At 62.2% G+C, this 25806-nt stretch carries 20 protein-coding genes, 1 tRNA gene and 1 pseudogene; 17 read left to right on the top strand and 5 right to left on the bottom strand.

Features of this window, described 5'->3' with window-relative positions:
* Positions 1-9 precede the first annotated feature (9 nt).
* Positions 10-1035 (bottom strand): tRNA (adenosine(37)-N6)-threonylcarbamoyltransferase complex transferase subunit TsaD, encoded by a 1026-nt coding sequence (gene tsaD / locus ACK1VC_RS11740; protein WP_016484601.1) that lies wholly within the window; start codon positions 1033-1035, stop codon positions 10-12.
* 204 nt (positions 1036-1239) lie between these two features.
* Between tsaD and rpsU the strand changes: the two genes are divergently transcribed.
* The 5 genes from rpsU to ACK1VC_RS11715 all read left to right on the top strand — a co-directional run bounded on the left by rpsU (position 1240) and on the right by ACK1VC_RS11715 (position 9728).
* Positions 1240-1455: a 30S ribosomal protein S21 gene (gene rpsU, locus ACK1VC_RS11735; RefSeq protein ID WP_003255575.1), complete on the top strand. Its 216-nt coding sequence runs from the start codon at positions 1240-1242 to the stop codon at positions 1453-1455.
* Between the two features lie 303 nt (positions 1456-1758).
* Positions 1759-3744: a DNA primase gene (dnaG, locus tag ACK1VC_RS11730; protein WP_016484600.1), complete on the top strand. Its 1986-nt coding sequence runs from the start codon at positions 1759-1761 to the stop codon at positions 3742-3744.
* Between the two features lie 67 nt (positions 3745-3811).
* On the top strand, positions 3812-5662 hold the full coding sequence (gene rpoD, locus ACK1VC_RS11725; protein ID WP_016484599.1) for an RNA polymerase sigma factor RpoD: 1851 nt from the start codon (positions 3812-3814) through the stop codon (positions 5660-5662).
* 229 nt (positions 5663-5891) lie between these two features.
* Complete coding sequence (locus tag ACK1VC_RS11720; RefSeq protein WP_145913442.1) at positions 5892-9635, top strand: bifunctional diguanylate cyclase/phosphodiesterase; 3744 nt, start codon at positions 5892-5894, stop codon at positions 9633-9635.
* Positions 9636-9651: 16 nt separating this feature from the next.
* A tRNA-Ile gene (locus ACK1VC_RS11715) sits at positions 9652-9728 on the top strand.
* 92 nt (positions 9729-9820) lie between these two features.
* On the opposite strand, the pseudogene ACK1VC_RS11710 reads toward ACK1VC_RS11715, so the two are convergent.
* A pseudogene (locus tag ACK1VC_RS11710) lies at positions 9821-10002 on the bottom strand (serine acetyltransferase); the annotation flags it as partial.
* Positions 10003-10175: 173 nt separating this feature from the next.
* On the opposite strand from ACK1VC_RS11710, the gene ACK1VC_RS11705 reads away from it, so the two are divergent.
* Entirely contained in the window at positions 10176-10637 is a 462-nt protein-coding gene (locus ACK1VC_RS11705) for an Lrp/AsnC family transcriptional regulator (RefSeq protein WP_016484597.1), read from the top strand.
* A gap of 4 nt (positions 10638-10641) precedes the next feature.
* Here ACK1VC_RS11705 and ACK1VC_RS11700 read toward each other — a convergent pair whose 3' ends face one another.
* Positions 10642-10932, bottom strand: a complete 291-nt coding sequence (locus ACK1VC_RS11700; RefSeq protein ID WP_016484596.1) for a hypothetical protein — start codon at positions 10930-10932, stop codon at positions 10642-10644.
* A 635-nt stretch (positions 10933-11567) separates the two neighbouring features.
* Between ACK1VC_RS11700 and ACK1VC_RS11695 the strand changes: the two genes are divergently transcribed.
* The 10 genes from ACK1VC_RS11695 (at position 11568) to ACK1VC_RS11650 (ending at position 22759) form a co-directional block, all read left to right on the top strand.
* Positions 11568-13250, top strand: coding sequence for a flavin monoamine oxidase family protein (locus ACK1VC_RS11695; RefSeq protein WP_191087198.1), 1683 nt, complete (start codon positions 11568-11570; stop codon positions 13248-13250).
* Between the two features lie 14 nt (positions 13251-13264).
* Entirely contained in the window at positions 13265-14059 is a 795-nt protein-coding gene (locus ACK1VC_RS11690) for a carbon-nitrogen hydrolase family protein (protein ID WP_016484594.1), read from the top strand.
* Between the two features lie 57 nt (positions 14060-14116).
* Positions 14117-16405: a pyrroloquinoline quinone biosynthesis protein PqqF gene (gene pqqF / locus ACK1VC_RS11685; protein ID WP_191087197.1), complete on the top strand. Its 2289-nt coding sequence runs from the start codon at positions 14117-14119 to the stop codon at positions 16403-16405.
* Between the two features lie 171 nt (positions 16406-16576).
* A complete protein-coding gene (gene pqqA / locus ACK1VC_RS11680) occupies positions 16577-16648 on the top strand; it encodes a pyrroloquinoline quinone precursor peptide PqqA (RefSeq protein WP_008365141.1) in 72 nt (23 codons plus the stop codon).
* Positions 16649-16727: 79 nt separating this feature from the next.
* Entirely contained in the window at positions 16728-17639 is a 912-nt protein-coding gene (gene pqqB / locus ACK1VC_RS11675; RefSeq protein WP_096425491.1) for a pyrroloquinoline quinone biosynthesis protein PqqB, read from the top strand.
* A 73-nt stretch (positions 17640-17712) separates the two neighbouring features.
* Positions 17713-18468 carry a pyrroloquinoline-quinone synthase PqqC gene (gene pqqC / locus ACK1VC_RS11670; protein ID WP_012270176.1) on the top strand — a complete coding sequence of 252 codons (756 nt, stop codon included), beginning with the start codon at positions 17713-17715 and terminating at the stop codon, positions 18466-18468.
* Positions 18465-18740 carry a pyrroloquinoline quinone biosynthesis peptide chaperone PqqD gene (gene pqqD / locus ACK1VC_RS11665; protein ID WP_016484591.1) on the top strand — a complete coding sequence of 92 codons (276 nt, stop codon included), beginning with the start codon at positions 18465-18467 and terminating at the stop codon, positions 18738-18740. Before pqqC ends, pqqD begins: the two co-directional genes overlap by 4 nt.
* A complete protein-coding gene (pqqE, locus tag ACK1VC_RS11660; protein WP_096425490.1) occupies positions 18712-19872 on the top strand; it encodes a pyrroloquinoline quinone biosynthesis protein PqqE in 1161 nt (386 codons plus the stop codon). The genes pqqD and pqqE overlap by 29 nt, the downstream gene beginning before the upstream one ends.
* Positions 19838-21676, top strand: coding sequence for a S9 family peptidase (locus ACK1VC_RS11655; RefSeq protein WP_096425489.1), 1839 nt, complete (start codon positions 19838-19840; stop codon positions 21674-21676). Before pqqE ends, ACK1VC_RS11655 begins: the two co-directional genes overlap by 35 nt.
* Positions 21677-21832: 156 nt before the next feature.
* Positions 21833-22759 (top strand): heparin lyase I family protein, encoded by a 927-nt coding sequence (locus tag ACK1VC_RS11650; RefSeq protein WP_096425488.1) that lies wholly within the window; start codon positions 21833-21835, stop codon positions 22757-22759.
* A gap of 64 nt (positions 22760-22823) precedes the next feature.
* Here ACK1VC_RS11650 and ACK1VC_RS11645 read toward each other — a convergent pair whose 3' ends face one another.
* Complete coding sequence (locus ACK1VC_RS11645; protein WP_003177654.1) at positions 22824-22982, bottom strand: YqaE/Pmp3 family membrane protein; 159 nt, start codon at positions 22980-22982, stop codon at positions 22824-22826.
* Between the two features lie 152 nt (positions 22983-23134).
* The gene (locus tag ACK1VC_RS11640; protein WP_060517990.1) at positions 23135-24415 is read right to left on the bottom strand and encodes an aspartate aminotransferase family protein; all 1281 of its coding nucleotides are present in this window, start codon (positions 24413-24415) and stop codon (positions 23135-23137) included.
* Positions 24416-24625: 210 nt separating this feature from the next.
* Between ACK1VC_RS11640 and ACK1VC_RS11635 the strand changes: the two genes are divergently transcribed.
* The gene (locus ACK1VC_RS11635) at positions 24626-25549 is read left to right on the top strand and encodes a LysR family transcriptional regulator (RefSeq protein ID WP_016484586.1); all 924 of its coding nucleotides are present in this window, start codon (positions 24626-24628) and stop codon (positions 25547-25549) included.
* Positions 25550-25806 lie beyond the last annotated feature (257 nt).

Genomic DNA, 25806 nt, shown 5'->3' with positions numbered 1-25806 from the left:
CATCAAACACTACAGCGGCGGTAACTGCTCCATCGGCCAGCGTGCCTGCACGCTGATCGCCAGGTCCTGCTGTTGCCCGGCCAACAGGCGCTGGCAACCGGCGTAAGCGATCATCGCGCCGTTGTCGGTACAGAACTGCGGGCGCGCGTAGTACACGTTGCCCTTGATGCTGCCGAGCATGTCCTCGAGCGACGCACGCAAGGCCTTGTTGGCACTCACGCCACCCGCGATGACCAGGCGTTTGAGGCCAGTCTGCTTGAGCGCCCGCTTGCACTTGATGGTCAAAGTCTCCACCACCGCCTGCTGGAATGCCAGGGACAGGTCGCAACGGGTTTGCTCACTGTCGTCGCCAGCATTCTTGCATTGCTGCCAGGTGTTGAGGGCAAAGGTCTTGAGGCCGCTGAAGCTGAATTCCAGCCCCGGGCGGTCAGTCATCGGCCGCGGGAACACGAAGCGCCCAGGTACGCCCTGCTCGGCCAGGCGCGCGATTTCCGGGCCGCCGGGGTAGTTAAGGCCGATCAGCTTGGCGGTCTTGTCGAACGCTTCGCCGGCGGCATCGTCCAGGCTCTCGCCCAGCAGCTCGTACTGGCCGATGCCATCGACGCGTACCAGCTGGGTGTGGCCGCCCGAAACCAACAAAGCGACGAACGGAAACTCAGGTGGGTTTTGTTCCAGCATGGGCGCCAGCAAGTGGCCTTCCATGTGGTGCACGCCAATCGCCGGAATGTCCCACGCAAAGGCCAGCGCCTGGGCGCACGAGGCGCCCACCAGCAATGCCCCGACCAGGCCAGGACCCGCGGTGTAGGCGATGGCGTCGATCTCGGTGGCGACGCAACCCGCCTCCTCCAGCACCTGGCGGATAAGCGGCAACATGCGCTTTACGTGGTCACGCGAGGCCAGTTCGGGCACCACACCGCCAAACACGCGGTGCAGGTCAATCTGGCTGAACAGTGCGTCGGCCAGCAGGCCGCGCTCGCTGTCGTATAATGCGACGCCAGTTTCGTCGCAGGATGTTTCCAATCCCAGTACTAGCATGGGCTCGTCCCTTGTGGGGGCTGAATTCGAAGGCGCGCATGATAGTCCCCGTGTCGGACGCCGACCAGCGGTTTTCGATCAGAGGCTTTGCATTCCGGCTTGCTAAGGGTTAACATCCGCAACCCTTGAAAACCGACGTTCTCCAGCACACCTTTGTTTTGCCAGGAGCACGTCTACCCCGGTAATGAATTAAGGTAGCCCTGGATGCCAGCCGTCAAAGTTAAAGAGAACGAACCCTTCGACGTAGCTCTGCGTCGTTTCAAGCGCTCCTGCGAAAAAGCCGGTGTACTGGCTGAAGTTCGTAGCCGCGAGTTTTACGAGAAGCCGACCGCAGAGCGTAAGCGCAAAGCAGCTGCTGCTGTTAAGCGTCACGCCAAGAAAGTTCAGCGCGAACAGCGCCGCGCCGTTCGTCTGTACTAATACAGGCGTTCTACGCAAAGCTTCTGCCCTGCCCGGTTAACCACCGGGCGATGGCAGCGGTCGCTTCAAACTTGAGCAGCTAGCTCAAGGCCCTGCACAAGCTCATGCGAACTGCATACGGGGCAACCTGCCTGAAACGTCAGAGCTGGTCTTTCTTGTTGTATGACCAGACGTGCACGTCCGACTGACGGGCCCTTAGGGGCTGGCGACGAGCACACACTCCCTCACACTTCCCCAATCAGCACTCGCCCTATTCGGCGCGTGAGCGATTAGACTTGCCAGTTGCCAGATGACGAGACTGCCATGGCCGGGCTGATTCCCCAGAGCTTCATTGACGACCTGATCAACCGCCTCGACATCGTCGACGTGGTGAGTTCGCGCGTCCAGCTGAAAAAAACCGGCAAAAACTACTCCGCCTGCTGCCCGTTCCACAAGGAGAAGACCCCTTCCTTCACGGTCAGCCCCGACAAGCAGTTCTACTACTGCTTCGGCTGCGGCGCCGGCGGCAACGCCCTGGGCTTCGTCATGGACCACGACAACCTGGACTTCCCCCAGGCTGTCGAAGAACTGGCCCGCGCCGCAGGCATGGAAGTGCCCCGCGAGCAAGGGCGCCGCGACCAGAAGCCTCGCCAGCCAACCGACTCGCCACTGTACCCGCTGCTGGACGCCGCCTCGGAGTTCTATCGCCAGGCCCTGCGCAGCCACCCGACCCGCAAGGCCGCAGTGGACTACCTCAAAGGCCGCGGCCTGTCCGGAGAGATCGCCCGCGATTTCTGCCTGGGTTTCGCCCCGCCCGGCTGGGACAACCTGCTCAAGCACCTGGGGGCCGACACCCTGCAGCAAAAGGTGATGATCGATGCCGGCCTGCTGATCGAGAACGCCGAAAGCGGCAAGCGCTACGACCGCTTCCGCGACCGGGTAATGTTCCCCATCCGTGATAGCCGCGGGCGCATCATCGCCTTCGGCGGCCGGGTACTGGGCGACGACAAACCCAAGTACCTGAACTCCCCGGAAACCCCGGTGTTCCACAAGGGCCAGGAACTGTACGGGCTGTACGAGGCGCGCAAGCACAACCGCAACCTCGACGAAATCATCGTCGTCGAGGGTTACATGGACGTCATCGCGCTGGCTCAGCAGGGCCTGCGCAACGCCGTGGCCACCCTTGGCACCGCCACCAGCGAAGAGCACCTCAAGCGTTTGTTCCGGGTAGTGCCCAGCGTGCTGTTCTGCTTCGACGGCGACCAGGCCGGGCGCAAGGCCGCCTGGCGTGCGTTGGAGTCAACCCTGTCGAACCTGCAGGACGGCCGCCGCGCGCGCTTCCTGTTCCTGCCCGAGGGCGAAGACCCAGACAGCCTGGTGCGTGCCGAAGGCACCGATGCCTTCAAGGCCCGCATCAACCAGCACGCCCAGCCGCTGGCCGATTACTTCTTCGAGCAACTGGGCGCTGAAGCCGACCCGCGATCACTGGAAGGCAAGGCGCACATGGCGACCCTGGCCGCACCGTTGATCGAAAAGATCCCCGGGGCCAACCTGCGCCAACTGATGCGCAACCGCCTGAAAGAAATCACCGGCCTGGACCCACAACAGGTCGAGCAACTGGCGCAACAAGCTCCGCCAGCCAGTAGCGTGCCGGACTACGACCCTGGCTACGACTACGATGCCATGGCCAGCTACACCCCTGATTTCGGCGACATGCCGCCGCAGCACGACTTCGCCCCCGCTCAGCAGGAACCGGCATGGAAGCCGAACAAGGGCGGCGGTAAAAAGCAGTGGAGCGACAAACCCTGGGACAAGAACCGCAAGGGCGGCAAGCCCTGGCAGCAACGTGACGAAGCGCCACCGCGCGTGCCAGCACCGGTCGAACCACCTACCCTGGCGGCCCTGCGCACCCTGCTGCACCACCCGTTGCTGGCCGGAAAGGTCGAAGATGCCAGCCACTTTGCCGACGAAGAACACCTGTACAGCCAGCTGTTGGTGGCATTGATCGAAGCCGCACAGAAAAATCCTGGGCTAAGCTCAATGCAGCTGATTGCACGTTGGCATGGCACCGAACAGGGCCGCCTGCTGCGGGCCCTGGCGGAAAAGGAATGGCTGATCGTGGCCGACAACCTTGAACAACAGTTTTTCGACACTATAACTAGCTTGTCCGCCCGCCAACGCGAGCGCAGCCTGGAACAACTGCTCAGGAAATCACGTCAAAGTGAATTGACCAGCGAGGAAAAAACCCAGCTCCTCGCCTTGCTGAGCCGGAAAGTTCCCGCACAAACGCCGACCTCATCTGGCGCGTGAGGCCCATGCTCGGGTATAATCCTCGGCTTGTTTTTTGCCCGCCAAGACCTTCAGTGGATAGGGTGTTATGTCCGGAAAAGCGCAACAGCAGTCTCGTATCAAAGAGTTGATCACCCGCGGTCGTGAGCAGGGCTACCTGACTTACGCGGAGGTCAACGACCACCTGCCTGAGGATATTTCAGATCCTGAACAGGTGGAAGACATCATCCGCATGATCAACGACATGGGGATCAACGTATTCGAGAGTGCTCCGGATGCGGATGCCCTTCTGTTGGCGGAAGCCGACACCGACGAAGCCGCGGCCGAAGAAGCCGCTGCTGCGTTGGCGGCAGTTGAAACCGATATCGGCCGCACGACTGACCCGGTGCGCATGTACATGCGCGAAATGGGTACCGTCGAGCTGCTGACCCGCGAAGGCGAGATCGAAATCGCCAAGCGTATCGAGGAAGGCATCCGTGAAGTGATGGGCGCCATCGCCCACTTCCCGGGTACTGTCGATTACATTCTCAGCGAATATGACCGCGTCACCACCGAGGGTGGCCGCCTGTCCGACGTGCTCAGCGGCTACATCGACCCTGACGACAACATCGCCGCGCCGACCGAAGAGGTGCCGATCCCTGGCGCCAAGGCCGCAGCCGCGAAGGAAGAGTCCGACGACGAAGAGGAAGAGTCCGAAGGCAGTGACGACGAGGAAGAGACCGAGAGCGGTCCGGACCCGGTAGTCGCAGCCCAGCGTTTCGGTGCGGTATCCGACCAGCTTCAGGCGACTGTCAAGGTCGTGAAGAAGAACGGTCGTGCCCACAAGGAAAGCATCGAGGCCCTGCAAGCCCTCGCCGACCTGTTCATGCCGATCAAGCTGGTACCCAAGCAGTTCGAGGTGCTGGTAGAACGTGTTCGTGATGCACTGAACCGTCTGCGTCAGCAAGAACGCGCCATCATGCAGCTGTGTGTGCGTGATGCCCGCATGCCGCGTGCCGACTTCCTGCGCATGTTCCCCAGCAACGAAACCGACCAGACCTGGAGCGGTGACCTGGCCAAGCGCAACACCAAATGGGCTGCCGCCCTGGGTGAAAAGGACGCCGCCATCGTTGCTTGCCAGCAGAAGCTGATCGACCTTGAGACCGAAACCGGCCTGACCGTTGCCGAGATCAAGGACATCAACCGTCGCATGTCGATCGGCGAAGCCAAGGCCCGCCGCGCCAAGAAAGAAATGGTCGAGGCGAACCTGCGTCTGGTGATTTCCATCGCCAAGAAGTACACCAACCGTGGCCTGCAGTTCCTTGACCTGATCCAGGAAGGCAACATCGGCTTGATGAAGGCGGTGGACAAGTTCGAATACCGTCGCGGCTACAAGTTCTCGACCTACGCCACCTGGTGGATCCGGCAGGCGATTACCCGCTCGATCGCCGACCAGGCACGCACCATCCGTATTCCGGTGCACATGATCGAGACGATCAACAAGCTCAACCGTATTTCCCGCCAGATGCTGCAGGAAATGGGTCGCGAACCGACCCCGGAAGAGCTGGGCGAGCGCATGGAAATGCCTGAGGACAAGATCCGCAAGGTACTGAAGATCGCCAAAGAGCCGATCTCCATGGAAACCCCGATCGGTGACGACGAAGATTCGCACCTGGGCGACTTCATCGAGGACTCGACCATGCAGTCCCCGATTGATGTGGCCACGGTCGAAAGCCTCAAGGAAGCCACCCGTGACGTGCTCTCGGGCCTGACTGCACGCGAAGCCAAAGTGCTGCGCATGCGTTTCGGTATCGACATGAACACCGACCACACCCTCGAAGAGGTGGGCAAGCAGTTTGACGTAACGCGTGAGCGGATCCGTCAGATCGAAGCGAAGGCGTTGCGAAAACTGCGCCACCCGACTCGCAGCGAGCACCTGCGCTCCTTCCTCGACGAGTGATGACAAAACCCCGGCCCAGGCCGGGGTTTTTCTTTTCTGCCTTTTGAAGCACTCGCGGTCCCTGTAGAAGCAGCCTTGTGCTGCGAAGAGGCCATCCGGGTCACCGAACACCTCCGCCCATACCGGCCCTTTCGCAGCACAAGGCTGCACCTACACGTATCTCGCTTACCCCACGCTTGCGCAATGCCCGTCTACACTCGACGTCAGACCCCAAGAATGCGAGGCTGCTATGCCACTTATGCCGGCCATTCTGTTGCTGCTCCTGATTCTGTGGAACACGACGGCCGGCGCCCTGACCCTGACAGACGAGGAAAAAGCCTGGTTGGCTGCCCACCCGCAGCTGAGCCTGGGTGTAGACGCCTCTTGGCCACCGTTCGAGTTTCGCGACCAGGAGGGCCGGTACCAGGGATTGGCCGCCGATTACATCGCTGCGATCCAGCAACGCCTGGGCGTGACGCTCAAACCGGTCGAGCCCAGCAGCTGGACCGAGGTACTGGCGCAGGCACGGGATAACCGCATCGACCTGCTGCCAGGCATCATGTCCACGCCCGAACGCCAAGGCTACCTGGCCTTCACCCGTCCGTACCTCGACTTCCCGATCGTCATCCTCGCCCACAAAGGCGGTGTCCAACCGCGCAAACTGGACGACCTGTATGGCCTGAAGATTGCCGTAGTCGAAAATTACGCCCCGCACGAACTGCTGCGTACCCATCACCCCGACCTCAACCTGGTGGCGCTGCCCAATGTCAGCTCCACACTGCAGGCCTTGGCTACCGATCAAGTGGACGCGGTGGTCGGCGACCTGGCGTCAAGCATCTGGAGCCTGCGACAGCTCAAGCTCGACGGCCTCTACGTCAGTGGTGAAACGCCCTACCGCTATCAGCTGGCCATGGCCGCACCACGTGACAACAAAGTGCTGGTGGGCATTCTGGACAAAGTCATGGCTGACATGAGCAGCGGCGAAGTCAGCCAGATCCAGCAGCGCTGGGTGGGTAACGTGGTCGACCAACGGATGTTCTGGTCCGACCTGCTGGTATATGGCTTGCCAACAGTCCTTTTGCTGATGGCCGTTCTGGCCGTGGTCATCCGTATCAACCGCCGCCTCAGCTCGGAAATTTCCCGGCGCATCGCCCTGGAGCAGGAGCTGCGCAGCAGTGAGTACCACTACCGCGGCCTGGTCGAGAGCCTGTCAGCCATCGCCTGGGAAGCCGACGCCAACGACTTCACCTACAGCTATGTCTCACCGCACGCCGAAGACTTGCTGGGTTACCCGCTTGGCGACTGGCTCAAACCGGGCTTCTGGCGCAGCATCCTGCACCCGGAGGACGCGCTCTGGGCGCAGGCATACTGCGACAGCGAAACCGCAGCCGGACGCGACCACAGCCTGGACTATCGGGTGATACGGGCCGACGGTCAGCCATTGTGGATACGCAACATTGTCAGCATGATCGAACACGGGCACCAGCCGGTGATGCGCGGGCTGATGATCGACATCAGCGAAACCAAGCGCACCGAGGACGCCCTGCGTCTTTCCGAGCAAAAGTTTGCCTCGGTGTTCCAGCAGTGCCCCGACATTCTACTGATTGCCCGCCACAGCGACGGCTGCCTGCTGGAGGTGAACGAAGCCTTCGAAGAGCAGATTGGCCTGAACCCGGACCAGGTGCTTGGCCGCAGCGCCACCGACCTGAACCTGTGGGGCGTCGAAGGCTCCGGCCCGCCGCTGCTTGAGCGCCTGCACCAAGGTGGCATCCGCAACCTTGAGATGAGCTTTCGCCGCAGTAATGGCCAACTCTTCACCGGCCTGACTTCGGCCGAAACCTTCGAACTGGACGGCACCCCCGCGCTGGTTGTGGCCGTTCGCGACATCAGCCAGCTCAAGGAGACCCAGCAGCAGCTGCAAACTTCAGAAGAAAAGTTCGCCAAGGCCTTCCACGCCTCGCCCGACGGCCTGCTGCTGTCGCGCCAGAGCGACGGTTTGCTGCTTGAGGTGAACGAAGGCTTCTGCCGTCTGACTGGCTATGACCTGAACCCGACTATCGACCAGACCTCGCTGGACCTGGGTATCTGGGTCGACCTCAACGAACGCAAACGCCTGGTCGACCAGCTCAACCGCGACGGTTTCGTGCGTGACTTCACCTGCCACATCCGCCGCAGCGACGGGCAGGTCCGCCTGTGCGAGCTGTCCGCCAGGCCCCTGCCGATTGCCGGCGTCGACTGCATGCTGACCATCGCCCGCGACATCACCGAGCGCCACCTGATGCAGGAAAAACTGCAACTGGCCGCCACCGTGTTCGAGAACACTGCCGAAGGCGTGCTGATCACCGACATCGACCAGCGCATCAGTGCCGTCAACCGTGCCTTCAGCGAAATCACCGGCTACAGCGAAATCGAAGCCCTCGGCCAAACCCCGCGCCTGCTTGCCTCCGGCCAGCACGACAGCGCCTTCTATGCCGCCATGTGGCACCAGCTTACCGCCGAGGGTCACTGGCAAGGCGAGATCTACAACAAGCGCAAGAACGGCGAACTGTACCCCGGCTGGCTGACCATCAGCGCCGTGCGCAACAGCGAACGCGAGATCACTCACTTCGTGGCTGTGTTCGCCGACATTTCCAGCCTCAAGCATGCCCAGGCCAAGCTCGACTACCAGGCCCACCACGACCCGCTGACCGGCCTGCCCAACCGTGCCTTGTTCGAGAACCGCCTGCAGGCCGTGCTCACCTGCGCGCAGGTGTCCAACCGACAGGGTGCAGTGCTGTTCCTCGACCTCGACCGCTTCAAGCACATCAACGATAGCCTCGGCCACCCGGTCGGCGACTTGCTGCTCAAGGGCATTGCCCAGCGCCTCAAGGAGCAGGTGCGTGACGTCGACACCGTGGCCCGCCTGGGCGGCGACGAGTTCATCATCCTGCTGCCCGGCCTGCACAAGCCCAGTGACGCCAGTACCATCGCCAACAAGCTGCTGGCCTGCTTCATCGCACCGTTCCAGGCCGGTGAGCATGAGTTTTTCACCAGCGCCAGCATCGGCATCAGCCTTTACCCACAGGATGGCAGCGACGTTGCCACACTGATCCGCAACGCCGATGCTGCCATGTACCGCTCCAAAGCCAAGGGCCGCAACCGCGTCGAAGCCTACACCCGCGACCTCACCGCCCAGGCCAGCGAACGCATTGCTCTGGAACACGAACTGCGCCGTGCCGTCGAACGCAACGAAATGAGCCTGTGCTTCCAGCCCAAGCTCAGCCTCAAGACCCAGAGCCTGGTCGGCGCCGAGGCGCTGATCCGCTGGAGCCACCCGACCTTTGGTGAAGTGCCCCCGGAGCACTTCATCCACCTGGCGGAGGAGAACGGCACCATCCTCCAACTCGGCGACTGGGTATTGGAACAGGCCTGCCAGCAGATGCAGGCCTGGAAGCAGCACTACGAACCCTTCGGCCCCTTGTCGATCAACCTCGCGGGCGCCCAGCTACGCCAGCCGCACCTGGCACGGCGCATCGAACAGTTGCTCAAGCATCACCAACTCAAGGCAGGTGACTTGCAGCTGGAGATCACCGAAAACTTCATCATGAGCCAGGCTGAAGAGGCCCTGGCCGTGCTGTACCAGTTGAAAAAACTGGGCGTGCAACTGGCCATCGACGACTTTGGCACCGGCTATTCATCGCTGAGCTATCTCAAGCGCCTGCCGCTGGACATTCTGAAGATCGACAAGTCGTTCATCCGCGGCCTGCCCGACGACCCGCACGATGCCGCCATCGCCCGTGCAATCATTGCCCTGGGCCGCAGCATGCAACTGACCATCATTGCCGAAGGTGTGGAAAACCAGGCCCAGCAACGCTTCCTGGCGGCCGAGGGCTGCGAGCAGATCCAAGGCTACATCGTCAGCCTGCCACTGCCGCCCGAGGAGTTCGCGACAGCGTTTCTTCGCATAGCACTATCGGATCTTTCAGATGGCACAGGTGCGAAACCCCCGTTATAATCCGGCCACTTACTGAGGGCCTATAGCTCAGTTGGTTAGAGCAGAGGACTCATAATCCTTTGGTCCACGGTTCAAGTCCGTGTGGGCCCACCACATACGAAAGCCGCGCAAATGCGCGGCTTTTTTTTGCCTGTAGCCCGACGGCGCAAACACGCCCGCTTTTTCCGTGCACGCCCTGCCCCGGGTCGCTGCTGCATGTGCCGGGCATGACGCCGAGCCAGGCCGCCGCGGGGGTCAAGAGAAAGCGCAGCTTGTTGTCCTTGAGTACACGGCACAGCACATTCAACAGCAGGCTGGTACGGCGTCCGGGCCTTTTCTTGTTGGAGACTTCCAGTCGCCAGCATTCGAGCAGGTGGTCGAAGCTCACGCTGAGGTTCGCGATGAACTGGGGCTTCATCATGCCGAATTAGTGCAAAAGACGCAGCCTCCACCACACCCGCGATTCCTCTGTGGGACCGCGTCAGATTTGCCAGCTGTGCCCGGCCTTGCCCTGATTGCCACTCGCTGGCTAGGCTAGCAGGCCAACCGAAGAGACTCGCCATGTCGGATTCCCGCTCCATCACGCTGGATGAAATCGATCGCCAACTGATCGCCCTGCTGCAAATCAACGCCCGCGAAAGTGTCGCCACCCTCGCCCGCCAGCTGGGTATCGCCCGCACCACCGTCAATTCGCGCCTGGAGCGTCTGGAGAAGAACAAGGTCATCTCCGGTTATGGCGTACGTCTGGGTCAGCGGGTGCTGGGTGGCGGGCTGCAGGCGTATGTGGGGATCAAGGTGCAGCCGCGCTCCGGCAAGGAAGTGGTACGCCGCCTGAGTGCCATGGGCCAGGTGCAGCAGCTGTGTGCGGTAAGCGGCGAGTTCGACTATGTGGCCTGGCTGCTTACGGACTCACCTGAGCAACTGGACCAGTTGCTCGACCAGATCGGCAGTGTCGACGGGGTGGAGAAGACCACCACGTCGATCATTCTCAGCAGCAAGGTGGATCGCGGTCAGCCGCTCTGATCAATCAGGCCTCCTGGCCGTCGAGCAGCCCCTCCAGAATCGCCGAAAGGCTCTCGGCAGAATGCTGCATCGACCAGACGATGTCTCGGCTACGCTCGGGGGCGTGGTGCTGGGCGTAGTCAGTGGCAATCTGGTTGAGGCCACGGGCCAGCAGGCAGGCGTGGACTAGAGCGTCGGCGGCGTCGATGCCAGGACGGATGGCGAATAGCGGCGGGTGGCTGGATTCGCAGTTGCAGAAGGGCTTTTCAGCGGTGGGTTGCAGTTTTACAGGTTGATCGGGCAAACGGTCAGTCATGGTATAGCCTCCAGATCACAGGGATGACTGGCGGCCAATCGCTTCCTTCTCACGGGAATTGGGTGGCAGCCATGCGCGAGGTGAGAACCGGCGAACTTGGAGGCGCATACCCGGCCAGGCAAAGCCTGCCCGCGCACAGCTGCCATAACAGTGCGCCTCTAGAAAGATCAGCGGGTTCTCACGCCCGATCACCGAATTTTCGGCGACCCGGTGAAGTTAACGATGAAGCCGTTCCCGCGATGCCAGACTGAGGCGATAGCGAGCGTAGGGTAATTCTTTATTTCGAGCGTTGGGTGTAGGAATTGGCTGATCAGAGCCCGTCCAAAGTGTACTTATGCCCGCCAGAGAGGCCGCATGAGGCCACCAGGTGCTTGCCTTGCAATTTACTGCGCCTATCAGATCGAGCGCCGCCCGCGCGGCGCATCGCGAGCTGCGCTCGACCTGATAGGCACAGCAAATCGCACTACAAGCACTTCGTCATAAATAATTTTAAACCTAATTTTTCGACGAAAAGTAATACATTAAGACGCCAATATGTACCTTAATTACGATTCCCCCACGCCTTAAAATGACCTCCAGCCATCTCCTATACTCAGGCTCCGCCACCCGCGCAGCCTCTCTGGCAAGGTCACTTCATGAACAAGAAAAACCGCCACCCCGCCGACGGCAAGAAGCCGATCACCATCTTCGGCCCGGACTTCCCCTTCGCTTTCGACGACTGGCTGGAACACCCCGCAGGCCTGGGCTGCATCCCAGCTGAGCGTCACGGTGAGGAAGTGGCAATCGTGGGTGCTGGTATCGCCGGCCTGGTGGCGGCCTACGAGCTGATGAAACTGGGCTTGAAGCCGGTGGTGTACGAGGCCTCCAAGCTGGGTGGCAGGCTGCGTTCGCAAGCCTTCAACGGCACCGACGGGATCATCGCCGAACTCGGTGGCATGCGCTTCCCGGTGTCGTCCACTGCCTTTTACCACTACGTGGACAAGCTGGGCCTGGAAACCAAGCCCTTCCCCAACCCGCTGACCCCGGCCTCGGGCAGCACAGTGATCGACCTGGAAGGCCAGACCTACTACGCCGAAAAAACCACCGACCTGCCCAAGCTGTTCCACGAAGTAGCCGACGCCTGGGCCGATGCGCTGGAAAGCGGCGCCCAGTTCGCCGACATCCAGCAGGCCATCCGCGACCGGGATGTACCGCGCCTGAAGGAACTGTGGAACAAGCTGGTCCCACTGTGGGATGACCGCACCTTCTACGACTTCGTCGCCACCTCGCGCTCGTTCGCCAAACTGAGCTTCCAGCATCGCGAAGTGTTTGGCCAGGTCGGCTTTGGCACCGGCGGGTGGGACTCGGACTTCCCCAACTCGATGCTGGAAATTTTCCGCGTGGTGATGACCAACTGCGACGACCACCAACACCTGGTCGTGGGCGGAGTGGAGCAGGTGCCGCAAGGTATCTGGCGCCATGTGCCTGAGCGCTGCGCCCACTGGCCGGAGGGCACCAGCCTGAGTGGCCTGCATGGCGGTGCGCCGCGCACCGGGGTCAAGCGCATTGCCCGTGCCGCCGATGGCCGCCTGGCGGTCACCGACAACTGGGGCGACACCCGCCACTACGGCGCCGTGCTCGCCACCTGCCAGACCTGGCTGCTGACCACCCAGATCGACTGCGAGGAATCGCTGTTTTCGCAAAAGATGTGGATGGCGCTGGACCGCACCCGCTACATGCAGTCGTCGAAGACCTTCGTCATGGTCGACCGGCCGTTCTGGAAGGACAAGGACCCGCAAACCGGCCGCGACCTGATGAGCATGACCCTCACCGATCGCCTCACCCGCGGCACCTACCTGTTCGACAACGGCGACGACAAGCCGGGTGTGATCTGCCTGTCCTACGCCTGGATGAGCGACGCGCTGAAAATGTTGCCGCACCCCGTGGAAAAGCGCGTCCAGCTGGCCCTGGATGCGCTGAAGAAGATCTACCCCAAGACCGATATCGCCGGGCACATCATCGGCGACCCAATCACTATTTCCTGGGAGGCAGACCCGCACTTCCTCGGCGCCTTCAAAGGCGCACTGCCGGGCCACTACCGCTACAACCAGCGCATGTACGCGCACTTCATGCAGCAAGACATGCCTGCCGAGCAGCGCGGCATGTTCATCGCCGGTGACGACGTGTCGTGGACCCCGGCGTGGGTGGAAGGCGCGGTGCAGACATCGCTGAATGCGGTGTGGGGTATCATGAACCACTTCGGTGGCCAGACCCACCCGGACAACCCCGGCCCGGGCGATGTGTTTGACGAGATCGGCCCGATCGCCCTGGCAGACTGACACAAGGAGGCACCATGCGCATTGCTCTGTTCCAGGGCGCTCCCAAGCCACTGGACGTGCCCGGTAACCTGCAACGGCTGCACCACCAGGCCCAGCTGGCTGCCGAGCGCGGCGCGCAACTGCTGGTGTGCCCGGAAATGTTCCTGACCGGCTACAACATCGGCCTGGCCCAGGTAGAGCGGCTGGCCGAAGCCAGCGATGGACCGGCGGCGATGGGCGTGGTGGAGATTGCCCAGGCGCACCGTATCGCTATTGTCTACGGCTATCCCGAGCGCGGCGATGATGGTGCGATCTACAACAGTGTGCAGTTGATTGATGCGCACGGCCGCAGCCTGAGCAACTACCGCAAGACCCATCTGTTCGGGGATCTGGACCGCTCGATGTTCAGCGCAGGCCCCGACCACTTCCCGGTGGTGGAACTGGACGGCTGGAAAGTCGGGCTGCTGATCTGTTACGACATCGAGTTCCCGGAGAACGCCCGACGCCTGGCGTTGGACGGTGCCGAACTGATCCTGGTGCCGACGGCGAACATGACCCCGTACGACTTCATCTGCCAGGTGACCGTGAGGGCGCGGGCGCAGGAAAACCAGTGCTACCTGGTGTATGCCAACTATTGCGGCTCGGAAGACCCGATCCAGTATTGCGGGCAGAGCAGCATCATCGGCCCGGATGGCAGCCTGCTGGCCATGGCCGGGCGGGATGAATGCCTGCTGCTGGCGGAGCTGGAGCATGAAAGGGTGGTGCAGGGGCGGGAGGCGTTTCCTTACCTGACAGACCTGCGCCAGGAACTGCACTTGCGTAAAAGCTGACTGGGGCCGGGCCTGCAAACAAATGGGTTAGCATGGACCGCAGTTACCGGAGTCCCCATGCCTGACACCACTCGCCATCTCACCCTCGCCAACGGCCTGCAGCTGACCCTGCGCCACGCCCCGCGCCTGAAGCGCTCGGCTGCTGCATTGCGGGTGCACGCGGGCAGCCACGACGCGCCCGCCAGGTGGCCCGGCCTGGCCCACTTCCTCGAACACCTTTTCTTCCTCGGCACCGCGCGGTTCCCCTTGGACGACGGCCTGATGCGCTACGTCCAGGCTCTCGGCGGCCAGGTCAACGCCAGCACCCGGGAGCGCGCCACAGACTTTTTCTTCGAAGTCCCGACCAATGCCTTGGCCGGAGGGCTTGAGCGCCTGTGCCAGATGCTGGCCGAGCCCGACCTGGGCATCGAGCGCCAACGCCGTGAACGCGAAGTGATCCACGCCGAGTTCATTGCCTGGTCGCGCGACCCGCAGGCTCAGCAGCAGTGCGCCTTGCTGCAATCGGTGTCGCAGGGCCATCCGCTAGGCGCTTTTCACGCCGGTAACCGGCACACCCTGGCCTTGCAGAACCCTGCCTTCCAGCAAGCCCTCGAAGGTTTTCACCAACGGTATTACCAAGGCGGCCAGATAACCTTGAGCCTGTGTGGCCCACAGTCTCTGGATGAGCTGGAGCAGCTGGGCAGGCAGCATGCCAGCCTGTTCGCAACGGGCACGCCGGTGCCACAAACGCTGCCACCGTCATTGTCGCCAACGCGCGCGCGCCTGGTCTTTACCCATGAACAGCTCCCGGCAGGTGCCGAGCAGGCGCTGGAATTACTGATCAGCTGCCTCGGTGACAACCGCCCAGGTACCTGGCTGGATGCGCTGCGCCAACGTGGCTGGCTGCAAAGCTTCAAGGCCGAGATGCTGTACAACTTCGCCGGGCAGTTACTTTGGCGCATTGACTTGCAACTGAGCGCAAGCGCCAACCAGGAGGAAGCAGATGCCCTGCTGCAAGGTTGGTTCGGCTTCATCCGCCAGGCCGACCTTGAGCAGATCAACCACGCATTCGGCCTGCTGCAGCGCAGCCGCGCACGCAGCGCCGGCGCGCTTGAGCTGGCCCACCGGGACAGCACGGGCCAGCCGTTCGCCAAACTGGACGCGCAAGGTCTGCTGGCCCTCAGTGCACTGCTGAAGGGCCTGCCGAGCCAAGCGCACGGGCAATGGCAGCTGCCCCCGGTCGACCCCTTGCTGATGGCAGATGTGCCCAATGCCCCAGCGCAACCTCTACCGCCGGCCCTGAAAACCAGCGACGTGCTGCCTGGTAGTCGTCAGTGCGCTGCGCTGTACCTGCGCTGGCACGTGCCTTCGCCCTTGCGCCAGCGCATGCAGGCGGTGCTGGAACAAGCGCTGGCCCCATTGCAGGAGCGTTGCGAGCGCGCGTCGGTGCAACTGCTGTTCAGTGCTGTTGGCGAATACTGGCAATTGCGCTGCGCAGGGCAACCGGCAGCAGTGCTTCGGGCTGTGGAGCAGGCCCTGGCACTCATGCTCATGCCAGGAGAAAACTGCTGGCGGCCCTACGCGGCAACGGCACCGCCACTGATCCCCATCAGGGCCTTGCTCAAGCAACTGCCCGATGCGGTACTGGGCGCCCACCCCGCCAGTATGCCTGCCTGCACGCCGGCACAGCCGCAACTCGACAGCCTGTGGCAGCACACACACTGGCATGGCCTTGCCACAGGGTTCGACGATGTCGCTCTGGGCGCCTTGGGCACCGCGTTGCAGCAGTGCCCTGGGCAAGGCTCGCTGCCTGGCCCCTTGCCGAAATGGGCCAGACACCGTTGGCAGCACGCAGAAGTACCGGGAAGTGAACACGCCCTGCTGCTGTTCTGCCCGCTACCTGCGGCCAGCGAAGCCAGCGGGCGGCTGCTCGCACAACTGCTGCAAGGCCCGGTTTACCAAAGGCTGCGGGTAGAGCTGCAACTGGGCTACGCGGTATTCAGTACCTTTCGTCAGGTCGAGGGCGTCGGCGGCCTGCTGTTTGGCGTGCAGTCGCCGCATACCCGCCAGGCGCAGATCCTCGACCACCTGTTTACCCTCCTGCGCCAAGGCATCACGCTGGATCCGGGCGCTCGCCTGGCCTTGGCCGGGCAATTCGACGAGCCCGCCATGGCCAACGCCGACGTTGCCGAATGGGCATGGCAGACACACCTGGCTACACAACCTGGCAGGCTGGATGAGCTGCGCAAGGCTATCTTGAAGACGCGGCAGACGGATCTGGACCAGCTGCTGGGCACCCTGCTCGATAAGGATTGCCCTTGGCTCTGCTTGGCCAACGCTGCCGCGCCAGCCCTCGACTGGCCGTGAACAACCTCTCGATTGTTACGCCAATCGCAACGGCGCTTTTCGAATAATTAACCTTTCAGTACAAATTTTTCTTGTAAGATAGCGCAATCCCAGTTTCAGGGAACTGCCGAGCCATGGCGGTACCCAAGTAGTAGCTGAGCAACCCAACCCTCATTCGGAAGGAGTAATTCCATGTGGACCAAACCTGCTTACACTGACCTGCGTATCGGTTTCGAAGTCACCATGTACTTCGCAAGCCGCTAAGCCAGGCTTGCGCCTCAACGCCTCGGCCCGCCGGGGCGTTTTCGTTTTTACGATACGGTTTTCTGCATAGAGAGTGGCCATGTACATCCAGGTTCTCGGCTCCGCCGCCGGTGGTGGGTTCCCGCAGTGGAACTGCAACTGCGTCAACTGCAAGGGCTACCGTGACGGCACCCTGCGGGCAACGGCGCGCACTCAATCATCCATCGCCCTGTCCGACGACGGCGTGCACTGGGTGTTATGCAATGCCTCGCCCGACATCCGCGCCCAACTGCAAGGCTTTGCGCCAATGCAGCCGGCCCGGGCCCTGCGCGACACCGGCATCAACGCCATCGTCCTGCTGGACAGCCAGATCGACCACACCACCGGCCTGCTGAGCCTGCGTGAGGGCTGCCCACACCAGGTGTGGTGCACCGACATGGTCCACCAGGACCTGACCACCGGTTTCCCGCTGTTCAACATGCTCAGCCACTGGAACGGTGGCCTGCAGTGGAACCGCATCGAGCTGGAAGGCAGCTTCGTGATCGACGCCTGCCCCAACCTGCGCTTCACTCCGTTCCCCCTGCGCAGCGCCGCGCCGCCCTACTCACCACACCGCTTCGACCCGCACCCGGGCGATAACCTGGGCCTGCTGGTCGAGGACACTCGCACCGGCGGCAAGCTGTTCTATGCCCCAGGCCTGGGGCAGGTAGACGACAAGCTGCTGACGATGATGCACAGTGCCGACTGCCTGCTGGTCGACGGCACCCTGTGGGAAGACGACGAGATGCAGCGCCGCGGTGTGGGCACCCGCACCGGCCGCGAAATGGGTCACCTGGCGCAGAACGGGGCCGGTGGCATGCTGGAAGTCCTCGACGGCTTCCCGCGCCAGCGCAAGGTACTTATCCACATCAACAACACCAACCCGATTCTCGACGAAGACTCACCCGAGCGCGCCGAAGTCCTGCGCCGGGGCGTCGAAGTTGCCTTCGATGGCATGAGCATCGAGTTGTAACAACGAGCTCGCACAAGCAACTTAGTTCCCCTGTGGGATCGAGCCGAGACTCAGCTTTACAGGAGCCAGCCGAATGAGCGACGCACTGCCAATGTCACCTGCCGAATTCGAGCAGGCCCTGCGCGCCAAGGGCGCCTATTACCACATTCATCACCCGTACCACGTGGCGATGTACCAGGGGCGCGCCACCCGCGAGCAGATCCAGGGCTGGGTAGCCAACCGCTTCTACTACCAGGTCAACATCCCGATGAAGGATGCCGCGATCCTGGCCAACTGCCCGGACCGCGAAGTACGCCGCGAGTGGATCCAGCGCCTGCTCGACCACGACGGCGCACCCGGCGAGGACGGTGGCATCGAAGCCTGGCTGCGCCTGGGCCAGGCCGTCGGCCTCGACCCGGACCAGTTACGCTCCCAGGAGCTGGTACTGCCAGGCGTACGCTTTGCCGTGGACGCCTACGTCAACTTCGCCCGCCGCGCCAGCTGGCAGGAAGCGGCCAGCAGCTCGCTGACAGAACTGTTCGCCCCGCAAATCCACCAGTCGCGCCTGGACAGCTGGCCGCAGCACTACCCGTGGATCGACCCGGCCGGCTACGAGTACTTCCGCACCCGCCTGGGCCAGGCCCGCCGTGACGTGGAGCACGGCCTGGCGATTACCCTGCAGCACTACACCACCCGCGCGGGCCAGGAGCGTATGCTGGAGATCCTGCAGTTCAAGCTGGATATCCTCTGGAGCATGCTCGACGCCATGAGCATGGCCTACGAGCTGAACCGCCCGCCTTATCACTCCGTCACCCAGGACCGGGTGTGGCACAAGGGGATCACCCTATGAGTTTTGATCGCAAGCAGGTGCCGAACTGGCGCCCTGGCTACCGCTTCCAGTACGAGCCAGCGCAAAAGGGCCATGTGTTGCTTTACCCCGAGGGCATGATCAAGCTCAACGAAAGCGCCAGCCTGATCGGTGGCCTGATCGACGGCCAGCGTGACGTGGCAGCAATCATCAGCGAACTCGAACAGCAATTCCCCGATGCTCCGGACGTAGCCGAAGACATCGAGCAGTTCATGGAGGTGGCCCGTGCCGAACACTGGATCGTCCTCGCCTGAGTTACCGCCCACGCCCGAGGTCGGGCTGCCGCTGTGGTTGCTGGCCGAGCTCACCTACCGCTGCCCACTGCAGTGCCCGTACTGCTCCAACCCGCTGGACTTCGCCGCCCAGGGCCAGGAGCTGAGCACCGAACAGTGGTTCAAGGTGATGGCCGAAGCGCGGGAAATGGGCGCCGCGCAAATCGGTTTTTCCGGCGGTGAACCGCTGGTGCGCCAGGACCTAGCCGACTTGATCGGCGAAGCCCGCCGCCTGGGTTACTACACCAACCTGATCACCTCGGGTATCGGCCTGACCGAAGCGCGCATCGCCGACTTCAAGAAGGCCGGCCTGGACCATATCCAGATCAGCTTCCAGGCCAGCGACGAGCAGGTCAACAACCTGCTGGCCGGTTCGAAGAAGGCCTTTGCGCAAAAGCTGGAGATGGCCCGTGCGGTAAAGGCCCACGGCTACCCGATGGTGCTCAACTTTGTCACCCATCGGCACAACATCGACAAGATCGACCGCATCATCGAGCTGTGCATTGCCCTGGAAGCCGACTTCGTCGAGCTTGCCACCTGCCAGTTCTACGGCTGGGCGCACCTCAACCGCTTGGGGCTGCTGCCGACCCGCGCACAGCTGGAGCGGGCCGAACGCATCACCAATGAGTACCGGGAGAAGCTCAAGGCCGAGGGCAGCCCGTGCAAGCTGATTTTCGTCACCCCGGATTACTACGAAGAGCGCCCCAAGGCCTGCATGAATGGCTGGGGCAACCTGTTCCTCACCATCACCCCGGACGGCACCGCGCTGCCCTGCCACGGCGCCCGCCAACTGCCGGTGCAGTTCCCCAATGTACGCGACCACGACCTGCACCATATCTGGTATGAGTCGTTTGGCTTCAACCGCTTCCGTGGTTATGAGTGGATGCGCGAACCATGCCGCTCCTGCGACGAAAAAGAAAAGGACTTCGGCGGCTGTCGCTGCCAGGCCTTCATGCTGACCGGCGATGCCAGCAACGCCGACCCTGTGTGCGCCAAGTCGGCCGACCACGGCATCATCCTCAAGGCCCGCGAGGAGGCGGAAACCGCCCAGCTCGCCATTGAACAGATGACCTTCCGCAATGATCGAAACTCCCGTGTCATCGCCCGCGGCTGAATTCAGCGCGGCCCAGGCGGTAGCCGCCGGCACCGACTTCACGGAACTCAAAGTCAGTGCCGACGGGCTGTTCTGGATTGAATTTCGCCCGGCCGATGGTGCTTGCCGTATCTGGCACTGGCTGTACCACCAGGCTAGATGCCTGACCCCGGATGGCTTCAGCGTGCGCAGCCGGGTCTACGAGTATGGCGGGGGCAGCTTCTGCCTGGGTGGCGACGGGCTGGTGTTCGTCAACGAAAAGGACCAGCAGGTCTACACCCAGCCGCTGGACGATTTGCCACCGCGTGCGCTCACCCAGGACGGCAGCTGCCGCTACGGCGATGTGCAGTGGCACGGTGGCCAGGTGCTGGCCGTCGAGGAACGCCATGCCGAGCAGGTGGAGCATCGTCTGGTTGCGTTGGGTGACAGCAGCCGCGAGGTGTTGGCCGAGGGCGCCGATTTCTATGCCTCACCCACTGTGAGTGCCGATGGCCAACGACTGGCATGGGTCGAATGGGACCGCCCGGCACAGCCTTGGACCGTCACCCGGCTGATGTGCCGCGTCCGCGACAGCAGTGGCCATTGGGGGCCCGCGCAGTGCGTGGCCGGCGATGACGAATCGCTGCAGCAGCCGCGCTTCGATGACGAAGGCCGTCTCTACTGTCTGTCCGACCGCAACGGCTTCTGGCAGCCTTGGGGCGAAGTCGATGGCCACTGGCAGGTGTTGCCTGCGGAGCTTGCCGACCACGCGGCAGCGCCTTGGCAAATGGGCACCTGCACCTGGTTGGCGCTGGGGCCGCAAAGCTACCTGGCCAGCTGGTTCAAAGACGGCTTCGGGCAATTGGGGCTGCGTGCTGAAGATGGCCGCATGGCGCGTTACGCCAGTGCCTACACACGCTTTCGCAGCCTGGCCATGGACAGCGAACACCTGTATGCCATCGCCGCCTCGCCCATCAGCCCGCCGGCAGTGATTGGCATTGACCGCCGCAACCACGAGGTACGCGTGCTGGCCGGTGGTGCCGAAATACTGCCGGCGGAACAGATCAGCCTGCCGCAGTCTTTCCACTACGGCAGTGAAGGCGAGCAGGCGCATGGTTTCTTCTACCCGCCATCACAGTCGCAGGGCGCTGCACCGCTGGTGGTGTTCATCCATGGCGGGCCGACGTCAGCCTGCTATCCCGTGCTGGACCCACGCATCCAGTACTGGACTCAACGCGGCTTTGCCGTGGCCGACCTGAACTACCGGGGCAGCACCGGCTATGGCCGGGACTACCGCCAGGCGCTGCACCTGCGCTGGGGTGAGAGCGATGTGGCCGATGCTTGCGCGGCGGTCGAATACCTGGCTGCTCAGGGCTTGGTCGACCAGCACAAGGCGTTCATCCGCGGCGGCAGTGCTGGGGGCTACACCACCCTGTGCGCCTTGGCGTTCCATGACGTGTTCCGCGCCGGCGCCAGCCTCTATGGGGTCAGCGACCCGGTTGCCCTGGGCCGTGCCACGCACAAGTTCGAAGGGGATTACCTGGACTGGCTGATCGGCGACCCGCAGCAGGATGCCGAACGCTATCGCCAACGCACCCCTCTTCTGCATGCAGACAGCATCAGGGCGCCAGTGATTTTCTTCCAGGGTGAACTGGATGCGGTAGTGGTACCGGAGCAGACCCGAAAAATGCTCGCAGCACTCCAGGCCAAGGGTGTTCAGGCAGAGGGGCATTTCTATGCACTCGAACGGCACGGCTTCCGGCAGGCAAGTAACCTGGCGCATGCGCTGGAACAGGAGTGGCTGTTCTTTAGCAACGTGATCAACCCTCAACACAATAAAGTTTAAGTGTGCTTTGCATTCGGCAAACCCACGATTACCTGGCAATTCTGTCAGTAGACGTGTCTTGGTTCAGGCCCTAACGTCGCGGTATTTGCGCCGCCCTTGAATCTGAATGGATGCGCTATCAGGGCGGCGGCTATTGTAAATTGACAATGGGCCGCCATGATGGAAAAAGACGAACACGAAGCACTCCTCAAAGATCAAAAAAATGGCCATAAGCCTTTTGTAATGCGGGCATGGGCGCTATGGCTGCAATGGTTATCACCGTATAAAACCCAAGGTGCAATCCTTGAAAAGAACCAGCCGGAAGTTAAAGAGGAGCGCTGCCCACCCAGTGTCCCTGACAACTTTCTGATGTGGGTCGGGTCAACCACACCCCTCGACCGCACCCAGGAAGATGAGCAGAAATCACCCAATGACCTGTTCAGAATGGTCGAAACAGGCGATGCGGACACGGGTGCCAGCCTCAAGGTAGTCCACGATACCGAGCGAGGGAAAGTCTGGCTGTTTGACAAACCCGCCCACCCGACCAATTACCGGTGCGAGTCAAACTCCATCAAAGTGAATGTGGCACCCTACGAGGTCTATGAAGGCTGGGAAGAAAATCAGATTTACGACTTCTGTTGGAGCAGCAAGTTTCCGGACGTCGACAACGCGCCCTATGGCGATTATGTAATCTTTCAGTGGAAGTCCGAGGGCAGCAATATCTACCCTTTCTTCATGAAGGTGCAGGCCGGCCGGTTTGAAATGACGCACTACAACACCCGGCTTGATGGTGAAAAACACAAGGTGGTCTGGTGGACGCGAATTGAAGCGGACAAGTGGTACGACATCCGAATTCGGGTTCTGCTCTCCAGTGACCAAGATATCGGTACCGTTCAGCTCTTTCTGGATAATGCGCCCCAGAAATTCACGGCCGACCGGGAAGGAAAACCCAGGGAACCCGATGAAAAAGATCCTTGTACCCTCGTGTGCCAGACATTCTCCCCTGCCCGGCATTACTTGAAATGGGGCGCTTACAATACCGGGTTCCCACTGAACGCGCTGAAACACTACGTCGACAAACTCATGGTAAAACGCATTGCATAGTCAGCTTCGAAACTGATGGCTGTTGCGGGGGTGGAAGACCGGCATGTCTTCAACCCCCGGCGCCTCAGCGCTTGGCGATGATGTATACCGCGTGCACGATCCCTGGAATGTATCCCAGCAGGGTCAGCAGAATATTCAGCCAGAACGCCCCGCCAAACCCCACCTGCAGAAACACCCCCAGCGGAGGCAAAAGAATGGCAATAATGATGCGAATAAAGTCCATGCGAGTCTCTCCTGAAGGGTTACATCAAAGACTAGCCGCTCGCCACAGAGGTTCCACCAGCCAAAAAAAACGCCCCGGGCCGAATGAAACAGGCCAGGGGCGATGCGCAGGAACGCCAGACGGTTCGTAGAATTCTCGGTCTTGCTAAACAGCTACGCCGGCACCTCGCGGCGGGCCTGCTGCTGGGCATGCAGGCGCGCAAAGGCGCGTGCCAGGCGCAACAGCATTTCATCGATGTTGCCCTTGCTCACGGTCAGCGCTGGCGAAAAACGCACCACATCCGCTTGCGGCGCATTGAGCAGCAGGCCTTCGTGCAGGGCGGCCGCCACCAGCTCGCGGGCTAGGCTTTCCTTTAGCTGCAGAGCCCACAGCAGGCCTTGCCCGCGTACTTCACCCTGGCCGTAGCGCCCGGCCAGGCGGCTCAGGCCTTCGCGCAGGTGGCGGCCGTTATCCTGCACCTGGGCAAAAAAGCCCGGCTCCAGCACGGTGTCCAGCACAGCCATGCCGGCGGCGCACATCAGCGCATTACCGTGGTGGCTGCCTTCCAGTTCGCCAGGCGCGGCGCAGCATGCTGTACCCCGGGCAAGCAACGCAGCCAGTGGCACCCCGCCGCCCAGGCCTTTGCCCAGGGTGATGATGTCCGCGCGCACTCCGTAGAGCTCCTCGGCCAGCAGCGCGCCACAACGACCGATACCGGTCTGCACTTCATCGAGGATCAGCAGGATGCCCAGTTCACGGCACAGCGTTTCCACACCCTTGAGGTACTCCAGCGTGGCGGGGATAACACCCGCCTCGCCCTGGATGGGCTCCAGCATGATGGCCACGGTGCGCGAATCCACTGCGGCGTGCAGGGCAGCCAGATCATTGAACGGCACCTTGCTGAAGCCCGGCAGGCCAGGCTCGCAGCGGTTGCACGGCAACGGGTCAGACGCCGACAACGCACCCAGGCTGCGGCCGTGGCAGGCCTGGCTGGCAGTGATGATGTGGTAAGCGCCGTTGCGGTGCAGTTGGCCCCACTTGCGGGCCAGCTTGATCGCACCTTCACAGGCCTCCGCACCGCTGTTAAGCAGGTAGGCCTGCTCGCTGCCGGTGCTCTGGCACAGGCGGTTGACCAACCCCAGCAAGCCACGGCTATGAAAGCCCGAACCCGGGTTGATCAGTGCCTGGGCCTGGTTGCCCAGCGCTTTCACCAGCACGCTGGGGCTGTGGCCCAGGCTGTTGACCGCACCGCCCTGGGTAAAGTCCAGGTAGGCATGCCCTTCGTTGTCCCACAACCAGGAGCCCTGCCCTCGCACGAACACCTGCGCTGCACGTTCGGCGCCGGGCATCAGGCGATCACGCGACAACTCATCAGCCTGCGGCACGATCACCGGCGCACGCTTGGGCTCGGCGACAGCGGCAGGTGCCGAACGGCGCAGGTTGAACAGGTTCATCAGGGCTCCAACCAATCACGGTAAAGGGCGGCCACGGTGCGGTCTTGACGCCGACACTCTATATTTTGCCTTGCCTATCAAAAGTGTTTTTCATCCTGGGTAACAATCAGCCTGATGACTGCTGTAACCCGTTGGAATACGGCGATAGACTAGGCTTCACGAGGGTTTTCGACCATTTCGTTTTTCCAGCATTTTCGATAAGTGTTACTTATGGATTTCCGCCAACTGCGTTATTTCGTCGCGGTGTACGAAGAAGGTCACGTGGGCCGCGCCGCCGAGCGCCTGTCGCTCTCCCAGCCGGCGCTCTCCCAGCAGATCCGTCAGCTGGAACACAGCCTGGACCTGAGCTTGTTCGAGCGCAGCAACAAGCGCCTGCTGCCCACCCTGGCTGCCCATACCCTGTACAACCACGCCTTGCCATTGCTTGATGGCCTGCAACGCGCCCACGAGGCCATGCGCAACTTCAAGGGCCAGTCGCTGCGCACCCTGGCTATCGGCGTGTTGCAGACCGTGCGGCCCAGCCTGGTGCCACAGTTGCTCGAACGGCTGCGCAAGGCACAGCCGCACCTTGTCGTGCAGATATACGAGTTGTCGGGGCTGGAGATAGAACGACGGCTGCTCAACGGCAGCCTGGATATCGGCATCAGCTACCTGCCACCGCGCCAGCCAGGGCTGCATGGCCTGCTGCTGTACGAAGATGAACTGCAACTGGTCATACCTGATACCCACCCCCTGAAGGATTTCAAGAAGGTGTCCATCCGCCAGGCCGCCGAGTTGCCCATGCTGATGCTGGGTGAGGAGTTCCAGATCCGCCAGATCTGGCAGGCGCAACTGGCCAGCCAAGGCCGACGGCCACACGTGCAGGCAGAGATGAACAACATGGCGGGCATTCTCGACAGCCTGGCGCACACGGCACTGGCCACCATTTTGCCGGGGCGGGCCAAGGAGGCTGCCGAGGATGATCAAGGGCTGCTGTGGAAGCCTTTGAGCGAGCCGCGGGTGCCGCTTAAGGTTGGCCTGGTGTTCCGCGATGCACAGCGCCAGCAGGCCTCTGTGGAACTGCTGCGCACGCTACTGGAGGAGGAGACGGACGCCCGCCTGTTGGGGGCGTCGCCGCTGGATGTGCTGGCCTGAAAAAACACGCCCACAAAGAAAACCCCGCCGAAGCGGGGTTTTCCAGACTGTTTCCCTGTGACATCCGTATCGCCCCGCCATCCTGGCAGGTGGTCCTTCGTCGTCTTCCTTGATCTGTCCTTTGCGCTTCCTGCGCAACGTCCATGTGGTAAAGATTAACCGTGGATCCAATCTTAGAACAGTGGTGAAAAGTCACCACGTCGTGTAGGAAAATGCTTACAAAGAGGATTCGTTCCCAGAAAGGCCATGGCTGGGGG

The sequence above is a fragment of the Pseudomonas sp. XP2 genome (assembly GCF_053557975.1).
This window is presented reverse-complemented; position numbering and strand designations above follow the sequence as displayed.